This is a genomic window from Pseudonocardia sp. TRM90224 (genome assembly GCF_021245725.1).
GTDB lineage: Bacteria > Actinomycetota > Actinomycetes > Mycobacteriales > Pseudonocardiaceae > Pseudonocardia.
Genome location: NZ_JAJGSX010000037.1, coordinates 15,780 through 30,970, shown reverse-complemented (window position 1 = coordinate 30,970; position 15,191 = coordinate 15,780). Strand labels below are relative to the sequence as shown.

At 69.7% G+C, this 15,191-nt stretch carries 17 protein-coding genes and 1 pseudogene; 15 read left to right on the top strand and 3 right to left on the bottom strand.

Annotated elements, in window-relative coordinates; all coding sequences use genetic code 11:
• The first annotated feature begins 300 nt into the window (after positions 1–300).
• The 11 genes from LL648_RS34115 to LL648_RS34065 all read left to right on the top strand — a co-directional run bounded on the left by LL648_RS34115 (position 301) and on the right by LL648_RS34065 (position 10,751).
• Positions 301–903 (top strand): hypothetical protein, encoded by a 603-nt coding sequence (locus LL648_RS34115; protein WP_232666943.1) that lies wholly within the window; start codon positions 301–303, stop codon positions 901–903.
• Between the two features lie 512 nt (positions 904–1,415).
• The gene (locus tag LL648_RS34110) at positions 1,416–1,742 is read left to right on the top strand and encodes an ArsR/SmtB family transcription factor (protein WP_232666942.1); all 327 of its coding nucleotides are present in this window, start codon (positions 1,416–1,418) and stop codon (positions 1,740–1,742) included.
• Positions 1,693–2,295, top strand: coding sequence for an NADH-quinone oxidoreductase subunit B family protein (locus tag LL648_RS45510; RefSeq protein ID WP_308190430.1), 603 nt, complete (start codon positions 1,693–1,695; stop codon positions 2,293–2,295). Before LL648_RS34110 ends, LL648_RS45510 begins: the two co-directional genes overlap by 50 nt.
• On the top strand, positions 2,292–4,334 hold the full coding sequence (locus tag LL648_RS34100; protein ID WP_232666940.1) for a proton-conducting transporter transmembrane domain-containing protein: 2,043 nt from the start codon (positions 2,292–2,294) through the stop codon (positions 4,332–4,334). The genes LL648_RS45510 and LL648_RS34100 overlap by 4 nt, the downstream gene beginning before the upstream one ends.
• A complete protein-coding gene (locus LL648_RS34095; RefSeq protein ID WP_232666939.1) occupies positions 4,331–5,278 on the top strand; it encodes a respiratory chain complex I subunit 1 family protein in 948 nt (315 codons plus the stop codon). The genes LL648_RS34100 and LL648_RS34095 overlap by 4 nt, the downstream gene beginning before the upstream one ends.
• A gap of 32 nt (positions 5,279–5,310) precedes the next feature.
• Positions 5,311–5,970: a hypothetical protein gene (locus tag LL648_RS34090; RefSeq protein WP_232666938.1), complete on the top strand. Its 660-nt coding sequence runs from the start codon at positions 5,311–5,313 to the stop codon at positions 5,968–5,970.
• Positions 5,970–7,556, top strand: coding sequence for a proton-conducting transporter transmembrane domain-containing protein (locus LL648_RS34085; protein WP_232666937.1), 1,587 nt, complete (start codon positions 5,970–5,972; stop codon positions 7,554–7,556). Before LL648_RS34090 ends, LL648_RS34085 begins: the two co-directional genes overlap by 1 nt.
• On the top strand, positions 7,553–9,130 hold the full coding sequence (locus LL648_RS34080) for a hydrogenase large subunit (RefSeq protein ID WP_232666936.1): 1,578 nt from the start codon (positions 7,553–7,555) through the stop codon (positions 9,128–9,130). Before LL648_RS34085 ends, LL648_RS34080 begins: the two co-directional genes overlap by 4 nt.
• 173 nt (positions 9,131–9,303) lie before the next feature.
• Positions 9,304–9,567, top strand: coding sequence for a hypothetical protein (locus tag LL648_RS34075; protein ID WP_232666935.1), 264 nt, complete (start codon positions 9,304–9,306; stop codon positions 9,565–9,567).
• Positions 9,568–9,573: 6 nt separating this feature from the next.
• The gene (locus LL648_RS34070; RefSeq protein ID WP_232666934.1) at positions 9,574–9,864 is read left to right on the top strand and encodes a hypothetical protein; all 291 of its coding nucleotides are present in this window, start codon (positions 9,574–9,576) and stop codon (positions 9,862–9,864) included.
• Positions 9,858–10,751, top strand: a complete 894-nt coding sequence (locus LL648_RS34065) for a hypothetical protein (RefSeq protein WP_232666933.1) — start codon at positions 9,858–9,860, stop codon at positions 10,749–10,751. Before LL648_RS34070 ends, LL648_RS34065 begins: the two co-directional genes overlap by 7 nt.
• Positions 10,752–10,755: 4 nt before the next feature.
• Here the strand turns inward: LL648_RS34065 and LL648_RS45885 are convergent.
• Both LL648_RS45885 and LL648_RS34060 read right to left on the bottom strand, forming a co-directional pair.
• Positions 10,756–10,893 (bottom strand): annotated as a pseudogene (locus LL648_RS45885) (IS701 family transposase); the annotation flags it as partial.
• Positions 10,894–10,983: 90 nt separating this feature from the next.
• The gene (locus LL648_RS34060) at positions 10,984–11,781 is read right to left on the bottom strand and encodes a hypothetical protein (protein WP_232666932.1); all 798 of its coding nucleotides are present in this window, start codon (positions 11,779–11,781) and stop codon (positions 10,984–10,986) included.
• Positions 11,782–12,649: 868 nt separating this feature from the next.
• Here LL648_RS34060 and LL648_RS34055 point away from each other — a divergent pair.
• Positions 12,650–12,832, top strand: a complete 183-nt coding sequence (locus LL648_RS34055; protein WP_232666931.1) for a hypothetical protein — start codon at positions 12,650–12,652, stop codon at positions 12,830–12,832.
• Between the two features lie 35 nt (positions 12,833–12,867).
• Here LL648_RS34055 and LL648_RS34050 read toward each other — a convergent pair whose 3' ends face one another.
• A complete protein-coding gene (locus tag LL648_RS34050; RefSeq protein WP_232666930.1) occupies positions 12,868–13,134 on the bottom strand; it encodes a hypothetical protein in 267 nt (88 codons plus the stop codon).
• A gap of 311 nt (positions 13,135–13,445) precedes the next feature.
• On the opposite strand from LL648_RS34050, the gene LL648_RS34045 reads away from it, so the two are divergent.
• The 3 genes from LL648_RS34045 to LL648_RS34035 all read left to right on the top strand — a co-directional run bounded on the left by LL648_RS34045 (position 13,446) and on the right by LL648_RS34035 (position 15,060).
• Complete coding sequence (locus LL648_RS34045) at positions 13,446–13,649, top strand: cold-shock protein (RefSeq protein WP_232666929.1); 204 nt, start codon at positions 13,446–13,448, stop codon at positions 13,647–13,649.
• 356 nt (positions 13,650–14,005) lie between these two features.
• Positions 14,006–14,338, top strand: a complete 333-nt coding sequence (locus tag LL648_RS34040) for a hypothetical protein (protein ID WP_232666928.1) — start codon at positions 14,006–14,008, stop codon at positions 14,336–14,338.
• Positions 14,339–14,769: 431 nt separating this feature from the next.
• Positions 14,770–15,060, top strand: a complete 291-nt coding sequence (locus LL648_RS34035) for a hypothetical protein (RefSeq protein WP_232666927.1) — start codon at positions 14,770–14,772, stop codon at positions 15,058–15,060.
• Positions 15,061–15,191: the final 131 nt, after the last annotated feature.

Below are 15,191 nucleotides of genomic sequence, written 5' to 3'. Positions count from 1 at the left end.
CTCCCGGCGCCCCAATGGTCCTCCCCTCTGCATTCTTGACCAGCGACTCTTCGGGGACGAGCACCATGCACGAGCGCGGGGTCTCGGGTTGATGCATGCGGCCGCCAGCGGCGAGCGGTCCGGCCGGGTTCGCGAGATCGGAGCTGGCGCCGGAGAACCCCCGCCGCGTCGTGCTGAGCCCGGAGGACGCTTCGCCGAATCTGTGGCGCAGAGCACACCGTCGCCTTGCGGTGCCTGCTACGGACCGAGTGGCAGCAGGTCCATAGTGATCCCATCCCTTGGGACGAGAAGGAGGCGGCTGTGTTTGCACGAGCCAACAGCATTTTCGGTGAGCCGGACCGGGTCGAGGACGGCCTTGCGTATTTGGAGGGATCGGACCGCGCAGCTGTCGAGGCGACCCCGGGCAATCGAGGGCTGACGACACTGGTCGACCGATCCGCCGGTGTGATCGTCGCCTTGTCCTACTGGGATGACCTTGCCCAGTCGTCAGAGGCCTCGTTGACGCGCGCTCGCGAGGGCGCGGTCCTTGCGGCTCGCGGGGACCTGGTTGTCGAGTCGTTCGAGGTGCAGGCGCATGAGGGCACCCTGGCCGGAGTACCCGATGCGGCGGTGCGGCTGACCAGGTTCTGGATTGAGGCGGCGAAGGTTGCCGCCGGGCTGGCGCTGCTCCGCGATCAACTGCTGTCGCGGCTGCGCAGTGGCCATGGGTTCTGCGGTGCTGAGATCCTGCACGATCAGGGCAGCGGCAGCGGGGTGCTCTTGACGATGTGGCCGGGGGAGAGCGACGCCGAGGGTGTCGGTGCGGTCGTCGGCGAGTTCAGGGAGCAGGCCTACCGGCTTGGCATGACGTTCCCGCGGACGGAGAGCTACGCGCTGGTGGGCACGTCCGCGTACGTCGCCTGATCCGCGAGACGGCGCGTGCCGCGCCTCCTGGTGATCGGCGACCGCGGCGCCTGCGCCGTTGATCCCGCAGCTGGATACCCCTTTCCCCGCCGCTGACCGGGCAGCAATAGGGTTCACGGGTTGCACTTTTTAGCAATTGCATCTTGGATGGTTCGCTGTGGAGGTTGTCGCCTGGATGGGCTGCAGGAACGTCGGAGATGCCCGGTTGGGCGGTGTCAACCGTCGGATTGGTAGGTTCTCGCTCGCTCCGACGCTGGCGGTTCGACCGCGCCGCCGCGCCGCGGGAGTAGCGTCGGCGGGGCCGCGGCCAGTGCCGCTGCGTGCTGGCGTTGATCGTGCGGGTCGACTCGCAGCGTTGGTGACTTCTATAGTTCGGCAGGTCTGCATCTTGACCGGGGCTGCGTTCCGGCGAGTGAGCGGCGATATGCGGACGGGGAGGCAGTGGTGGGCGGCGACCGCGCCGGAGAGAGGGCGTCATGGCGCGTGGGCGCGGCGGTCACGGTGGCGCGAGGATGAGTCGACCGCTGTATCAACTCAAAGCGGAGTTCTTCAAGACGTTGGGGCATCCGGTGCGGATCCGGGTTCTGGAGTTGCTCAGCGTGCGCGAGCATGCGGTGTCCGAGCTGCTCGCCGCAACTCAGGTCGAGGCGGCGAGCTTGTCTCAGCAGCTCGCGGTGCTGCGTCGGGCGGGGTTGGTGACCACCCGCAAGGAGGGGTCCGCAGTGCACTATTCGGTGACCAGTCCGCAGGTACCGGAGCTGATGGCCATCGCCCGCGCAATTCTGACAGGTGTGCTGTCCGAGCAGGTCGAGCTGCTGCAGGATCTGCGCACGTCCTGAGCGCGGCGGCCGCCAACCCATCACGGCGCTCCGCATCGGGGCACTCCGTTTCAGGGCTGGGCCTGTGCTGAGCCTGTGGCGGAAGATCCGGCGTACCGGCCGGGTTGCCGAGCCACCGCCCCCTGCTTCCACGGGGGCGGCGGTGCCGGCCGGGGCGGCGCTGTTGCGGGGTTCGGTGCAGGTTCGCCATGTTGATGCCGGGTCGTGCAACGGGTGCGAGGTGGAGATCGGGTCGGCGTTCGGGCCGGTGTATGACCTCGAGCGGTACGGGGCTCGGCTGGTCGCCTCGCCTCGGCATGCGGATGCGGTGCTGGTCACCGGAGTGGTCACGCGGAACATGGCCGAGCCGTTGCGGCGCACGGTCGATGCGGTGCCGCTGCCGCGGGTGGTGATCGCCGTTGGTGATTGTGCCCGCAACTGCGGGGTGTTCGCCGGCGCGTACGGCGTTGTCGGTGCGGTCGCTGATGTGGTCGCGGTCGATGGTGAGGTGGCGGGGTGTCCGCCCCGCCCGGAGGCGATCGTCGAGGCGTTGCGGACGCTGACCGGCCGATGAACGTGGTTGCAACACAGCTGGTCGCGGTGGGTTTGGGTGCGGCGGCGGTGCTCGGGATGGTCGCTGTGGTGGCAGCGGTGCTGCTCACGCGGGCGGCGCGTCCCGCCGTGGTCGGCGTGCTGACCGCGGCGGTCGGGGTGGCCGGGACCGTGGCCGGGGTGGCGGCGATGACCGGGCAGACCTGGTCGGTGCAGCTGCCCGGGGTACTTCCACTGTCGGGCGTTCTGTTGTCGGTCGACGCCTTCGGTGGGGTGTTCCTGGCAGTGAGCGGCGCGGTAGCCGTGGCGGCGGCGATCTACGGGATCGGCTATTGCCGCGGTGGTGGTGGCGGCGGTCTCGCCAGTCGCGGTGTGCAAGTCGCGACGCCGCTGTTCGTGGTGTCGTTGCTGCTGGTGCCGGCGGCCGGGAGCGTGTCGACGCTGTTGGCGGCGTGGGAGCTGATGGCGGTGACGTCGTTGCTGCTGGTCGTGGCCGAGCATCGGCGCCGGGGTGAGGTGGCGTCGGCGGGGCGCTGGTATGTGGTGATGACTCATCTGGGGTTCGTCGCGATCCTGATCGGGCTTCTGGTGCTGGCAGCGCCCGCGGCCGACGATTCTTGGGACGCGGTGCGGGCGGCGGCGGGCACGCTGTCCCCGGCGGTGGCCGGTCCGGTGTTCGTGCTGTGCCTGATCGGGTTCGGCTCGAAGGCCGGCATCGTGCCCGTGCACGCGTGGCTGCCGCGCGCGCACCCGGAGGCCCCCAGCCACGTGTCGGCGTTGATGTCGGCGGCGATGGTGACCATGGGGATCTACGGGATCGTCCGGGTTGGGATCGACTTGATGGGCGGCGGTGCCCTGTGGTGGTGGCTGCTGGTGTTGCTGCTGGGCGCAGGGTCGGCGATCTATGGCATCTTGCAGGCAGTCGTCAGCACCGATCTCAAACGTCTGCTGGCCTACTCCACCACCGAGAACATGGGCATCGTGCTGGTCGGGGTGGGTGCGTGTGGGCTGTTCACCTCGACAGGGCGCCCGGTGCTGGCCGCGCTGGCCCTGACCGCCGCGCTGCTGCACATCATCGGGCACGCCGCGTTCAAGACCCTGTTGTTCCTGGCCGCGGGGTCAGTGCTGCACGCCACCGGCACACGTGACCTCGACGAACTGGGTGGGCTGCGGTCGGCGATGCCGGTGACCACTGCGGCGTTCGGGCTCGGCGCGCTGGCCGCGTCGGCGCTGCCGCCGGGCACGGCGTTCGTCAGCGAATGGGTGTTGCTGCAGGCGCTGATCCATGGACTGCCCGCGCCGGGGGTGGCCACCTCGATCGTGGTGCCGATGATGGTTGCGGCGATCGCACTGACCGCCGGGCTGGCCGTGGTCACCTTCGTCAAGGCCTTCGGGGTCGGGTTCCTGGCTCGCGCGCGCAGCACCGCCGCCGCGCAGGCTCATGAGAGCCCACCGAGCATGCTCACGGCGATGGCGCTGGCTGGGCTGGGCTGTGTCGGGGTGGCCGTCGCACCGACCGCGGTGTTGCCGACACTGGGTCAGATCGCGGGGGCCCTCGTGCGGTCGGGTGCGCCGGTGAGCGGAGCGCTGAGCGCGGAGTTGGTCGGGGTCACCGGGGTGTTGTCGCCGGTGTTGCTGGTCGTTGCGCTGGCTGTCGGGTCGGTCGTGGTGGTGGCGGTGCCGCGGATGCTGGTCGCGGGTCGGGCCCGGCGCGCGGCCCGGTTGTGGGACTGCGGTGCGGGGCCGTTGTCGGAGCGGATGCAGTACACCGCGACGTCGTTCGCGGAACCGCTGGGGCGGGTGTTCGACAACGTGTTGCAACCGGTGCAGGACATCGACGTGACGCATCATCAGGAGTCGGCCTACCTGGTGTCGTCGGTGGCGTATCGGCGCCGGGTGCCCGACCGGGTGGAACGGCGGCTCTACCAACCCGTGCTCGCGGCGACGGCGGCGTGGGGACGCGCCGGTCGAGGATTGGCGACCGGGAGCGTGCACCGCTACCTGGGCTACGGCTTCTACACGGTGTGCGCGTTGCTGATCGTGCTGGTGGTGACGCGGTGAGCCTGCTCGGGACACTCGGCGGCACGCTGCAGGTCGCGGTCATCGTCGGGGGTTCCCCGCTGCTGCTCGGGGTGATGCGCCAAGTCCGGGCACGGATGGAGGGCCGGCGCGGTGCGGGGGTCGGGCAACCCTGGCGTGACCTGCGCAAACTGGCGGGCAAGGAGGCCATCACCCCGCGGGGCACCACCGAGATGTTCCGGGCGGCCCCGGTGCTGTTGGTGGCGATGACGCTGGTCGTCGTGGTCGTCGCCCCGTTCGTCACTACCGATTCGGCGATACCGCAGATCGCGGACCTGTTCGTGGTGGTCGCGTTGCTGGCCCACGCCACGGTGGTGCTGGCGCTGGCCGGGATCGACACCGGCACCGCGTTCGGCGGGATGGGCGCCAGCCGGGAAACCACGATCCTCGCGCTGGTCGAACCCACCGTGCTGGTGGCGATCTTCGCGTTGTCGGTGCCGGTCGGATCCACGAACCTGTCGGCGATCGTCGGGTCGAGCCTGGCGCACCCGGCGCAGGCGATCGCCCCGGGAAGCCTGCTGGCCGCGGTGGCCCTGATCGTGGTGATCGTCGCTGAGACCGGGCGGTTGCCGGTGGACAACCCAGCCACCCACCTGGAGCTGACGATGGTGCACGAGGCGATGGTGCTCGAGTACGCCGGACCAGACCTCGCCCTGATCGAGCTCGGCTCGGCGATGCGGCTGTCGGTGTATTTGGGGCTATTGGCCAACCTGTTCCTGCCCTGGGGTATCGCCACCGAGGTCGGCGTGCTGGCCCTGCTGGGCGGGGTCGTCGCGTTCGCGGTCAAGGTGGCGGTGCTGGGGGCGGTGCTGGCGCTGGTCGAGGTGTTCTTGGCGAAGGTGCGGCTTTTTCGGGTGCCGGAGCTGTTGGCGGGGTCGTTCCTGCTCGCGCTGCTGGCCGTGACCTCGTCCTACGTCCTGGCATGACGGACACGGGGTGAGTTCGAGGTGAGCACAGGATGAGCGCGGTGCATGTCCAGCTCCTCAATCTCAGTGCCGGCGCGTTGCTGCTGAGCGCGGTGCTGGTGTTGTGGCGCCGGGAACTCGTGGTGATCATCCGGGTGTTCGCTGTGCAGGGCATCGCGCTGGCAGCGTTGATCGCCGTGCTGGGCGCCGTGCAGGGGTCGCTGGAGCTGGCGGTGTTCGCCGTCGGGGTGCTGGTGCTGCGCGCCGGGGTGCTTCCCGGGTTGCTGCGGTACGCGCTGGCGTCCGGCCCGCAGGAGCGCCGCGAGACCCGGCCGTTGGTCAACGTGGCGGCGTCGCTGCTGGCCGCGGCCGTGCTGACGTTGCTGGCGCTGGCGGTGTCGCAGCCGATCACTGCGCTGGCGCCCTCGTCCGCGACGCAGGCGGTCCCGATCGGGATCGCGGTGGTGCTGATCGGGTTCTTCGTGCTGGTCACCCGCCGGCGCGCGGTGTCGCAGCTGGTCGGGTTCTTGTTGATGGACAACGGCATCACCGCGGTCGGGTTCTTGACCACGGCCGGGATCGGGCTGGTCGTGGAGGTGGGGGTCGCCCTGGACGTGTTGCTGGTGGTGCTGGTGCTGCAGATCCTGACCGGCCGCATGCGTGAGGTGTTCGGCGGGACCGACCTGGACGAGCTGCGGGAGCTGAGCGACTGATGACACCCGATCTCCCGGCGCTCGGTCTCCCGGCGACGCTGCTGGCGGTTGCGCCGATCCTCGTCCCGGCCCTGGCCGCGGTGGTGTATGCGCTGCTCGGGTGGCGGCCTGCGACGGTGTGGGTGGCCACGCTGAGCGCGGTGGCGGTATTGGGTTCGGCGATCGCGCTCGCTTCGCAGGTGCTGCGCGACGGCCCTGCTTTCGCGGTGGGCGGTGTGCTGCTGCTCGATCCCGCGAGCACCTACATGGTCGTGGTGATCAGTGCGGTGGCGGTGTTGGCCGCGCTGGCCACCCCGACCTACCTGCATGCCGAGATCGCGGCCGGGCGGGCCAGCACCCGTACCGCAGCCCGCCACAGCGGCTTGGTGCAGGCGTTCCTGGCGGCGATGGCGCTCGCGGTGCTGGCCGCGGACCTGGGCGTGGTGTGGGTGGCGGTGGAGGCCACCACGATCGTCACCGCGTTCCTGGTCGGGCAGCGCCGAACCCGCACCGCGGTCGAGGCCGCCTGGAAGTACGTGGTGATCTGCTCGGCCGGGATCTCGCTGGCGTTGTTGGGCATCGTGGTGCTCAACTTCGCTGCCCAACACCTGAACAGCCCGCGGCTCGGCGGCGGCCCGGACGCCGGCAGCACGGCGGGGTTGACGTGGACCGGGCTGGAGGCCGCCGCTGCGCAGCTCGACCCCGGGGTCACTCGGATCGCGGTGGTGTTGCTTGTCGTGGGGTTCGGTACCAAGGCCGGTCTGGCGCCGTTGCACGCGTGGCTTCCCGACGCGCACAGCCAGGCCCCCGCCCCGGTGTCGGCGCTGATGTCGGGTGTGCTGCTCGCGGTCGCCTTCTACGCGATCCTGCGCGTCAAGGTCATCTCCGACATCGCTATGGGGCCCGAGTTCGCCGCCACTCTGCTGGTGCTGGTCGCGCTGGCCTCGTTGCTGGTGGCGGCGTCGCTGCTGATCGCCCAACGTGACTACAAACGGATGCTGGCCTACTCCAGCATCGAGCACATGGGCCTGCTTGCCCTGGGCGCCGCCGTCGGCGGCCCTGCAGCAATCGCGGCGGTGCTGTTGCACGTGCTCGGGCACGGGATGGTGAAAAGTGTGCTGTTCCTCGGCGCCGGTCGCCTGCTGCAGATCACCGGAACCAGCCACATCGACAAGGTCCGCGGCCTCGCGGGCAGCCAACCTTTGCTGGCCGGCTGCCTCGGGGTCGGTGTCCTCGCACTGATCGGGCTCCCACCGTTCAGCATCTTCGCGAGCGAGCTGGGCATCGCCCGCGCCGGACTCGCCACCGGATTCAACACTGGCTCGCCGCTCCTGGGCTGGGCCACAGCCGCCGCGCTGGTGATCGTCGCCGTGATCGCCGCCGCCCTGATCGGGCACACCAGCCGGATGCTGCTCGGCGACGACCACAAGACGCTGGTACCGGCGCGGGAGGGACCTGGCGCCGCGTTCGCACCGATCGTGCTGCCGCGCTCCGCCGCCGCCGCGCTGCTGCTGGGTCTGGTTGCCACCGCCGCGCTGGGAGTTACCACCGGCCCACTGTCGGCACTGCTGGGCGCGGCCGCCCACACCCTGACCGGAGCGCAATGACGAAGATCCCGGATCCGCGGATGCCCACCATCTCGCAGGCGGTGCCAGTGGACCCGCACCAGCTTCCCGAGCGTGCCGCCGCGCTGCTCGACGACGGGTACCGCGTCGCGTTGATCGCCGCACACGACGACCGCCTCAGCGGCAGCCCCGACGGCAGCTCCGATGGCACTGGCCTGCGGGTGGTCTACCTGTTCACCCGCGGCGAAACCCTCGGGCGGGCCGAGTCCCGGATCGAGCTGCAGCTTCGACTCGACCCGGCGGCGCCACGGCTGCCCAGCCTGGCCCGGTTGTCGTTCCCGGCCGGTCGGTTCGAACGCGAGATGCACGACCTGTTCGGCATCCTCGTGACCGATCACCCGCTGCCCCAGCGCCTGGTCCGGCACTTCCACTGGCCCCGTGGCTGGCACCCGATGCTGTCCGATGCCGGCGCGCCGCCCGCGTTCGGCGACGTCGAGGGCCCCTACCCGTTCCGCACCGTGGAAGGCCCCGGGGTGTACGAGATCCCGGTCGGGCCGGTGCACGCCGGCATGATCGAACCCGGCCACTTCCGCTTCTCCGTGGTCGGGGAGACCATCCTCAACCTCAAGGCCCGGTTGTGGTTCGTGCACCGCGGCATCGAGAAACTGTTCCAGAACCGCACGCCCGAGCACGGGGTGGAACTGGCCGAACGCGTCAGCGGTGACACCTCCGTCGGGCACACGCTGGCCTTCTGCCAGGCCGTCGAGGACGCCCGATCGATCCAGGTGTCCGAGAACGTGGCCCGCCGACGAGCTGTCTTGTGCGAGCTCGAACGGCTCTACAACCACGTCACCGACATCGGCGCCCTATGCAACGACGTCGCCCACTCCATCCTCAATGCCCACGCCCAACGGATTCGCGAGCAGCTGCTGCGGATCAACGACCAGGTCACCGGTCACCGCCTGCTCCGCGGCGCCATCCGCCCCGGCGTCACCACCCTGGCCGCGCTACCCGACCCAACCCACCTCGCCAGCCTCGCAGGCGACATCGCTGAGATCGCCGCGCTCGCCCTGGCCCACAGCGTCATCCGCGACCGATTCACCGGTACCGCGGTCCTCACCACCCAACAAGCCCACGACATCGGGGCACTGGGCTACGTCGCGCGCGCCAGCGGACTCGCAGTAGACGCACGCCACGACCACCCCACCCACACCGCCCGGTTCGTCCGCGCCGAGCCCACCACCACCGCCGGTGACGTCTTGGCCAGGTTCTGTGCGCGCACCGACGAGATCACCTACTCCGTCGCCATCCTCACCACCCTCCTCGCCCACCTCGACGGCGACCTCGGCACCAACCAGAAAGCGAACGAGCGTGTTGCCAGTGCATCACCGTCCGGCACGCCGAGATCGGGAGTGGGCATCGTCGAGGGCTGGCGGGGCACGATCGTGCACAGGGTCGAACTCGACGGCACCGATCGGCTGACCCGATGCAAGATTGTCGACCCCAGCTTCCTGAACTGGCCGGCGCTCCCGGCTGCCCTGACCGACACGATCGTTCCGGACTTCCCCCTGGTCAACAAGAGCTTCAATCTGTCCTACGCCGGCAACGACCTCTAGAAAGCAGGGCCTACCGGGCACTCGGCCTCAGGCATGGCGGCTACCGCACGGCCAGGCGATCCGCCGGGCCCGACTTGACCGATTCCTGAGCCCTCTCTCCCCGTTACACGGCTTGCATAAGTCTGCAATTGCGGACAGTATGAGTTCCCGGGGCCGGAGGGAGGACGGTAGTCGTGCTCAAGGAGTTGCAATCGCAGATCGAGACCGTGCAGCACAACCTCGACCTCGCCATCCAGGCGGGTCTTCCCTACGAGACCTACCTGCATCGGGCGCGGTTGGCAGACCTGCTCGACATGGCGAACCGCTACGGCATCGATGTCAGCGGATGGGTCGACCATTCTCCGCTGCCGCCGCTGCCGCCGCTGCCGCCGCTGCCGCCGCTGCCGCCGCTGCCGCCGCTGCCGCCGCTGCCGCCGCTGACCTTGACCGAAGGGTGAGCCACCGTGACCACGCCGACGACCGAGACGGCGCCGACTCCTCCGTCGCTGCCGCAGGAGGCGTGCCTCCTGGCGCCGATCGGGTCGCTGACGACCTCTGCGCCCGGTCACACACCATCGCAGGCCCGCACCGATGGGCCGCGCCGGCCCGGGATCGCGGTGACCAGCGCGGCCTGCTGGTCGCGGAATCGGTGCACCGACATCGACACCGACAGCGGCACGAAGGCCGACCCCGACAACGGGCACGATGTCGGGAGCTCGGGCGCGGGGCCCGGCGTAACAGGTGCGGCGTGGTGACCGTGGTGGGCAGCCACGATGGGGACACCCCGGTCGTGGCGGTGCTCAGCGATGCCAGCGACTTTCACCGCGAGCCCGGGTCGAGCATCATGACCGAACTGCTGAGCTGGGCGTCGTTGATCTGCAAACACTCCGGGATCTCGACCACGGCGCTGCTGCTCAGCGCCGTTGACACCGACAGCTTGATCGCCGGGGTCCGCCGGGCCGCCACGAACCTCGGGGCCGTCTATCTCGCTCACATCAACCCTGCGCGCGCCGACGCGGCGCGGGTCGCGCTCGCCGACACGGTGACCGTGATCACCGACAGGCAGGCGCAGGCGGTCGCGCTGGTGGCCGCGACGCTGCGCGTGCTCGTCGGTGAGGGTGTCGCCCTGTCCGCGGGCCGGATGGTGATCGTCGGTGGGGACCGCAATCCGATGGTGGCCACGCTGGCCGTCGCGGCTGGGATCGGGGAGATCGACAGCTGGGGTCGCGACGACGCTCACAACTTCCCGCTGCGCACCCTCAACCGGCGCGTCGCCGTCATCGACCTACTGGGCTGCGTCGGACCCGAACCGGGCGACGGCGCCGGCTCGGTGCGTGGGCACGACGAGCCGGCTCGGGTCATCAGTGTCGACCGCATGATGACGGCGGTGGCCGCGTCGCAGCTGCTGGCGGCGGCCGGCACAGCGGGCGCGGCGCTGAGCGTCGCCGAGTTCCTGGCCTGCGCGCAGCTCCTGGCACAGATCGACCATGTCGATCTCACCGCTCCCGCACGCCCCGATGCGGCGTCGCTCCGCATTCCCTCGGTGTCAGATTTCCCGCCCGGTACCAGTAGTGCTTTGTCAGGTGGTGTCGTGGAAGGTGTGTTTGCAGGTGTGACAGACGTCGGCCCAGACGACGAGTAGCTGAACCTTCGAAGTGGTCCAGGCCGAGGCCGTCTTTCAGCTCGTGGTAGTCGTGCTCGATGCGCCGGCGCATCTTCGCCAGCCTGACCAGTTCGCGCAGCGCTGTCTCGGGAGCCAAGGTGGATAGCCAGTAGTCGGTGGGCTCGGGGCGCCGGGTGCGAGGCGGCACTCGGTGGCATCGCCGTAGCGGGCGTCGGCAACCACCGCCCGCCGCGGCACGCCCCGCTCGGCCCTACGATCCCGCGAGGCGTGGATCGATCGCGCGTCGCGCCGCGGCCGCTACGACGTCGACGACCGCAGACGGCTCGACCTGTCGCCACCCCGGCGCCGATCGCTGCTCCACGATGGCCAGCGCGCATTGGCGCAGCATGCTCAGGTCGACATGGACCGATCCCGGCGGACACGCCAGCGCAACCCGCAAGACCCCGGGCGCGAGCAGGCTGCGCCCGTCAATGGCCGTGATCCCCAGAACCGAACCCTCGGCGCGATCCTGCGCAATCGATGCCGAGTCCCGCCCCGTACCCGGGCCGGCCCGCAGATCGATCAGCACATCAGCGTCGCGAACGATCTGCTCAAGCGGAAAGGCCCTGGCCAGCGAGGCCTGCCACGAGGTCAGGTCGAACACCCCGCAGATCATCAGCAGTGGCTCCAGCGACGGAATCGCCGCACCCCCAGCGATCACCACCCGCGCGCGATCCAACTCCCGATCGATACGCCGCAAGTACATCAGCGTTGCCACACACAACGCGATCGCCCCACAGTCCTGCTCGGTCACGACCAGCCGGCCCCCACGCTCTGCCGCACGCTCGACCGCCGCACTGGCCAGTACCGGGTCGGTCTGAACGAGGAACACCGCGTGAAACCGCTCGGGTAGACGATCCAGCTCGTCGAGCAGGCCAGCCCCGGCCGGGGAGACGATCACCACGTCGGCGTCGACACCACCGATGGTCTGCACCTCGCCGGCGATCGTCTGCGCCGATCGCTGCACCACATCCAGGCCCAGCCTCGGATGCCGGCTCCCGTCGCTCATCACGGCGATCGTCGGACGAGGAGACCGGGGACGCCAGCCCGCCATCCACTACCCTCCCAGCCGTCAACCAGACTTGCAGACCTTAACAACTGCGAAGATACAATTATCCGTGAGGCGAGAGCAGGGCGGTCTCTGGTGAGACGCGAGGCAACGGCCATGTCACGGTGACCGACACGGTGACCGACACGGTGACCGACGCAGTGACAGCTGGGGTGACCGACGCAGTGACAGCTGGGGTGACGGTCGAGCGACCCGGACCTGGGCGCTGGTTCTGGTACGCCGGCGGCGGCAAGCTACCGGGCCCTGCACGACGTCACCTGCCGCACCTGGTGGCTACCCCATCTGACCAGGACCCTGGACCAGGTCGCCTTCGGGTGGTCGTCCGCGTCGTGCATCCCGGAGAGGTCGTGGACGAAGCCCGGGATGCCGTCCTGCGGGGCGGGATAGGTGTCGCAGCAGGTCGAGGGTGGACAGCGCGACGGCAACGAGCACCCCGTTGAGCATGCCGACAGCGAGCACCGTCGCCGTGGTGGCGATCGCGATGACCGGCTCGGTGCGGCGGAAGTCGGAAAGCTCGACGAGCCGGAGCGCGGCGTGAAAGGCGAGCGCGCCCAGCGCCGTGAACGGGATAGGCGAACATCACCGCGCTGCTGTGTGCGTACAGAACACGGGTAGTCGTCGAGCAGCGGCGACATCGGCCACCGCCGGCTACGTGCAGGGTTCCCCGTGGACTTGCTCGGCGAATTCGACGGCGGGGGAGGCACGGAGCAGTTCGCCGGCGCGCAGAGCACCCGCCTGAAGCCGGTCCAGGCAGGTGCGAAGGCGGTCGGGCGACTCCGATCCGCTGAAACCGAGCAGACGTAGCGCCATGACGACACGTTCGTCCCGGTCCCGAACGGGTGCCGCCAACGTCGACAGCACCGCCCGCGCGCACCGCAACGTCTCGCGAACCCGGACCGAGTCCGGGATGTCAGATGCCGAATGGTGGAGCATCGTGGCGCCGGTCCTCGACCAGGTCATGGCCGACGACAACCTCATCGTGTCCGCCTGAGTCGGTGGCGCCGTCGGCGCATAGTTCAACGCCGCTCAGCATCCCGAGCACGCGCTGACATTCGACCTGGACATGATCCTCGCCGGCATCCAGACCCGCATCACCTCGTAATCGATGCAGCCAACACCAAGCACGACGGGGATCAGGGCACGCAGTTGCGCGGCGGTGAGCCGAATGCTGCAGCTGGATGTGCTCTGCGCCGTCGGCGGAGCGGGCGGCTGCACGAGCCGGCCGGCGGCGAGGCGGTGGACGATCGGACGCAGGTCGGCGACGACGTCGGTCCAGGCCAGCGAGGCGCGCATGAACCCGCCGTCGCGGTCGAGGCTGGCCAGCGCGGTGACGCAGCCGCGGTGCGTTGTCGGGATCGATGAAGCCGGCCGGCACGGCCCTCCCGACGTGTGGCGCCCGACACCTTGGGGGAACTCGACGACCCGCACGGTCGTTGACGTGTCGTAGGTCGTTCCGTTTCAGTGTTCGTGCTCGTCACGCCCGCAGGAACAAATGAGTGCCTGTCGTGCGATGCACCATACGATGCGGGATCGCGGCGGTGCTCGGGTCGGCCGGGCCCCCGCGCAGTGCGGGAAAATGCCCAGCACCTGCGAGGAGCAGAAGAATGGCACAGGGAACCGTGAAGTGGTTCAACGGCGAGAAGGGCTTCGGCTTCATCTCGGTCGACGGCGGCGGCGCCGACGTCTTCGTGCACTACTCCGAGATCGACGCCGGCGGCTTCCGCAGCCTCGACGAGGGGCAGCGCGTGGAGTTCGAGGTCGGCCAGGGCCAGAAGGGTCCGCAGGCCACGGGCGTGCGAGTCGTCTGACCAGCTCTCATATCAGGCATCGAAAGCCCCGTCTCCCTCCGGGAGGCGGGGCCTTCCCGTGCACCAGCCATCGAGGACTCCATGTCCCACCGCGCCGTCACGCTAGGCCGTGTTCAGAAAGTCCTGGTCGCGCTCTTCGCGCCCAGATCGCCGCTGGCGGCGTTGCCGCCACGACCGGGTACGCCTGGTACGACGGATCGTGGCGGCGCCTTGCCAGCGACGATCTGGATCACGAAGAGCATCGACTCTGACTTCCTGAACACGGCCTAGTGGCTCGACACGAACGTTGGCCAGGTAATTGATCTTGCTGGTGGGTCCGGTCACTCTGCCTGCACGTCGAGTGCGGGAGGTGAGGGATGGCGCGCAGTCCGAGCGTGTTCGTCAGAACGTTGTCGATGGACGAGGGCCGCAAGCTCGCGCACCGGGCCTTCATCGCGCACTGGACCCGCCTGCGCGATTGGTTGGGCGAGGACCGCGTCATCGCCTGGCGGGCGCAGCTTGACGAGCAGCGCGAGGTCGTGTTGTGGATCACCGTGCGCTACTGCTACCCGCTGGGATCGGCCCTCGACCTCGCGGCACCGAACGACGTCTATCGCAGCGAACGCGAGGACCTGCCCGCGCTCGGCGCCGCGGTCCGCGCGGCAGCCGCCGCGCCGATGGGGCATTCGACTTGGGCCTGGACGCACTGAAAACCGGATTGTCGCACCGCCTGGCCGCGAACGAACCCGTCACGATCGATGTGGAGCGGTGCCGGGGCGGCGCAGGGTTCACCGAGGTGTCTGGCGGTGAAGGTCTCGCAAAGTCGGGCGGGGCCTTCTGGCCGAAGCTGCGGCGATGAATTCTCCCTCGTGGAAGCCGCGGCTCGATCCCGAGCCACCCGTCCGCCAGGCGTCCCCCAACTCGACATCCCGTTGCCGGGTGACGGTCCGACACACAGGTACGGCAAGGGCGACCCGAAGCCGCGGAACGAGGACGTCGCCGAGACGCGGGCGCGACCGAACCCCCAATTGCGCCGGCGAGCATCCCCCGCCACGAGTTCCTGCCTCCGCGCCCGCCGGCCGGAACAACCCCGGCACGGGAATCGGAACCATGATCGAGGCGCGGGAGGATGATGCGAGGGGTGAACACCCAAGACGAGAACAGGTGGGCCGACCTGGCGCGACGGATGGTGGCCGCGGAGGTCGAGGATGCGCTCACTCACCGTGCCGAGGAGCGGCCGACGGTGGAGAAGATGGACCTCACGGCCCTGACCGACGAGGTCGCGACCAGCAATTATGTCGAGCACGTGCTGACCGAGGTCACCGCCATCGCCGGTGAGGCGATCATGCGACTGTCCAGGGAGCTGGGCGAGGACCCGCGCGCGACCCTCGAGTGGATCGCGTCCACCCGCGCCTGGCGCCGCCCGCGCTGACCCTCCGCTGCGACCGATTGTTCGCTGGTGCCGGGCCCTGACCGGCGTGGGCATCTTGTCGCTAGTGCGGCCACGGACGTTCACCGGGTCCCGCCGCGCCGACCACGCGAGATGGCGTCGAGTGGGACGCC

Coding starts and splice junctions, on each gene's coding strand:
- LL648_RS34090 (WP_232666938.1), top strand. CDS start 5,311: ATGAGCGCGGTGCATGTCCAGCTCCTCAATCTCAGTGCCGGCGCGTTG.
- LL648_RS34100 (WP_232666940.1), top strand. CDS start 2,292: ATGAACGTGGTTGCAACACAGCTGGTCGCGGTGGGTTTGGGTGCGGCG.
- LL648_RS34110 (WP_232666942.1), top strand. CDS start 1,416: ATGAGTCGACCGCTGTATCAACTCAAAGCGGAGTTCTTCAAGACGTTG.
- LL648_RS34045 (WP_232666929.1), top strand. CDS start 13,446: ATGGCACAGGGAACCGTGAAGTGGTTCAACGGCGAGAAGGGCTTCGGC.
- LL648_RS34085 (WP_232666937.1), top strand. CDS start 5,970: ATGACACCCGATCTCCCGGCGCTCGGTCTCCCGGCGACGCTGCTGGCG.
- LL648_RS34060 (WP_232666932.1), bottom strand. CDS start 11,781: ATGAGCGACGGGAGCCGGCATCCGAGGCTGGGCCTGGATGTGGTGCAG.
- LL648_RS34080 (WP_232666936.1), top strand. CDS start 7,553: ATGACGAAGATCCCGGATCCGCGGATGCCCACCATCTCGCAGGCGGTG.
- LL648_RS34050 (WP_232666930.1), bottom strand. CDS start 13,134: ATGCGCGCCTCGCTGGCCTGGACCGACGTCGTCGCCGACCTGCGTCCG.
- LL648_RS34040 (WP_232666928.1), top strand. CDS start 14,006: ATGGCGCGCAGTCCGAGCGTGTTCGTCAGAACGTTGTCGATGGACGAG.
- LL648_RS34055 (WP_232666931.1), top strand. CDS start 12,650: ATGACGACACGTTCGTCCCGGTCCCGAACGGGTGCCGCCAACGTCGAC.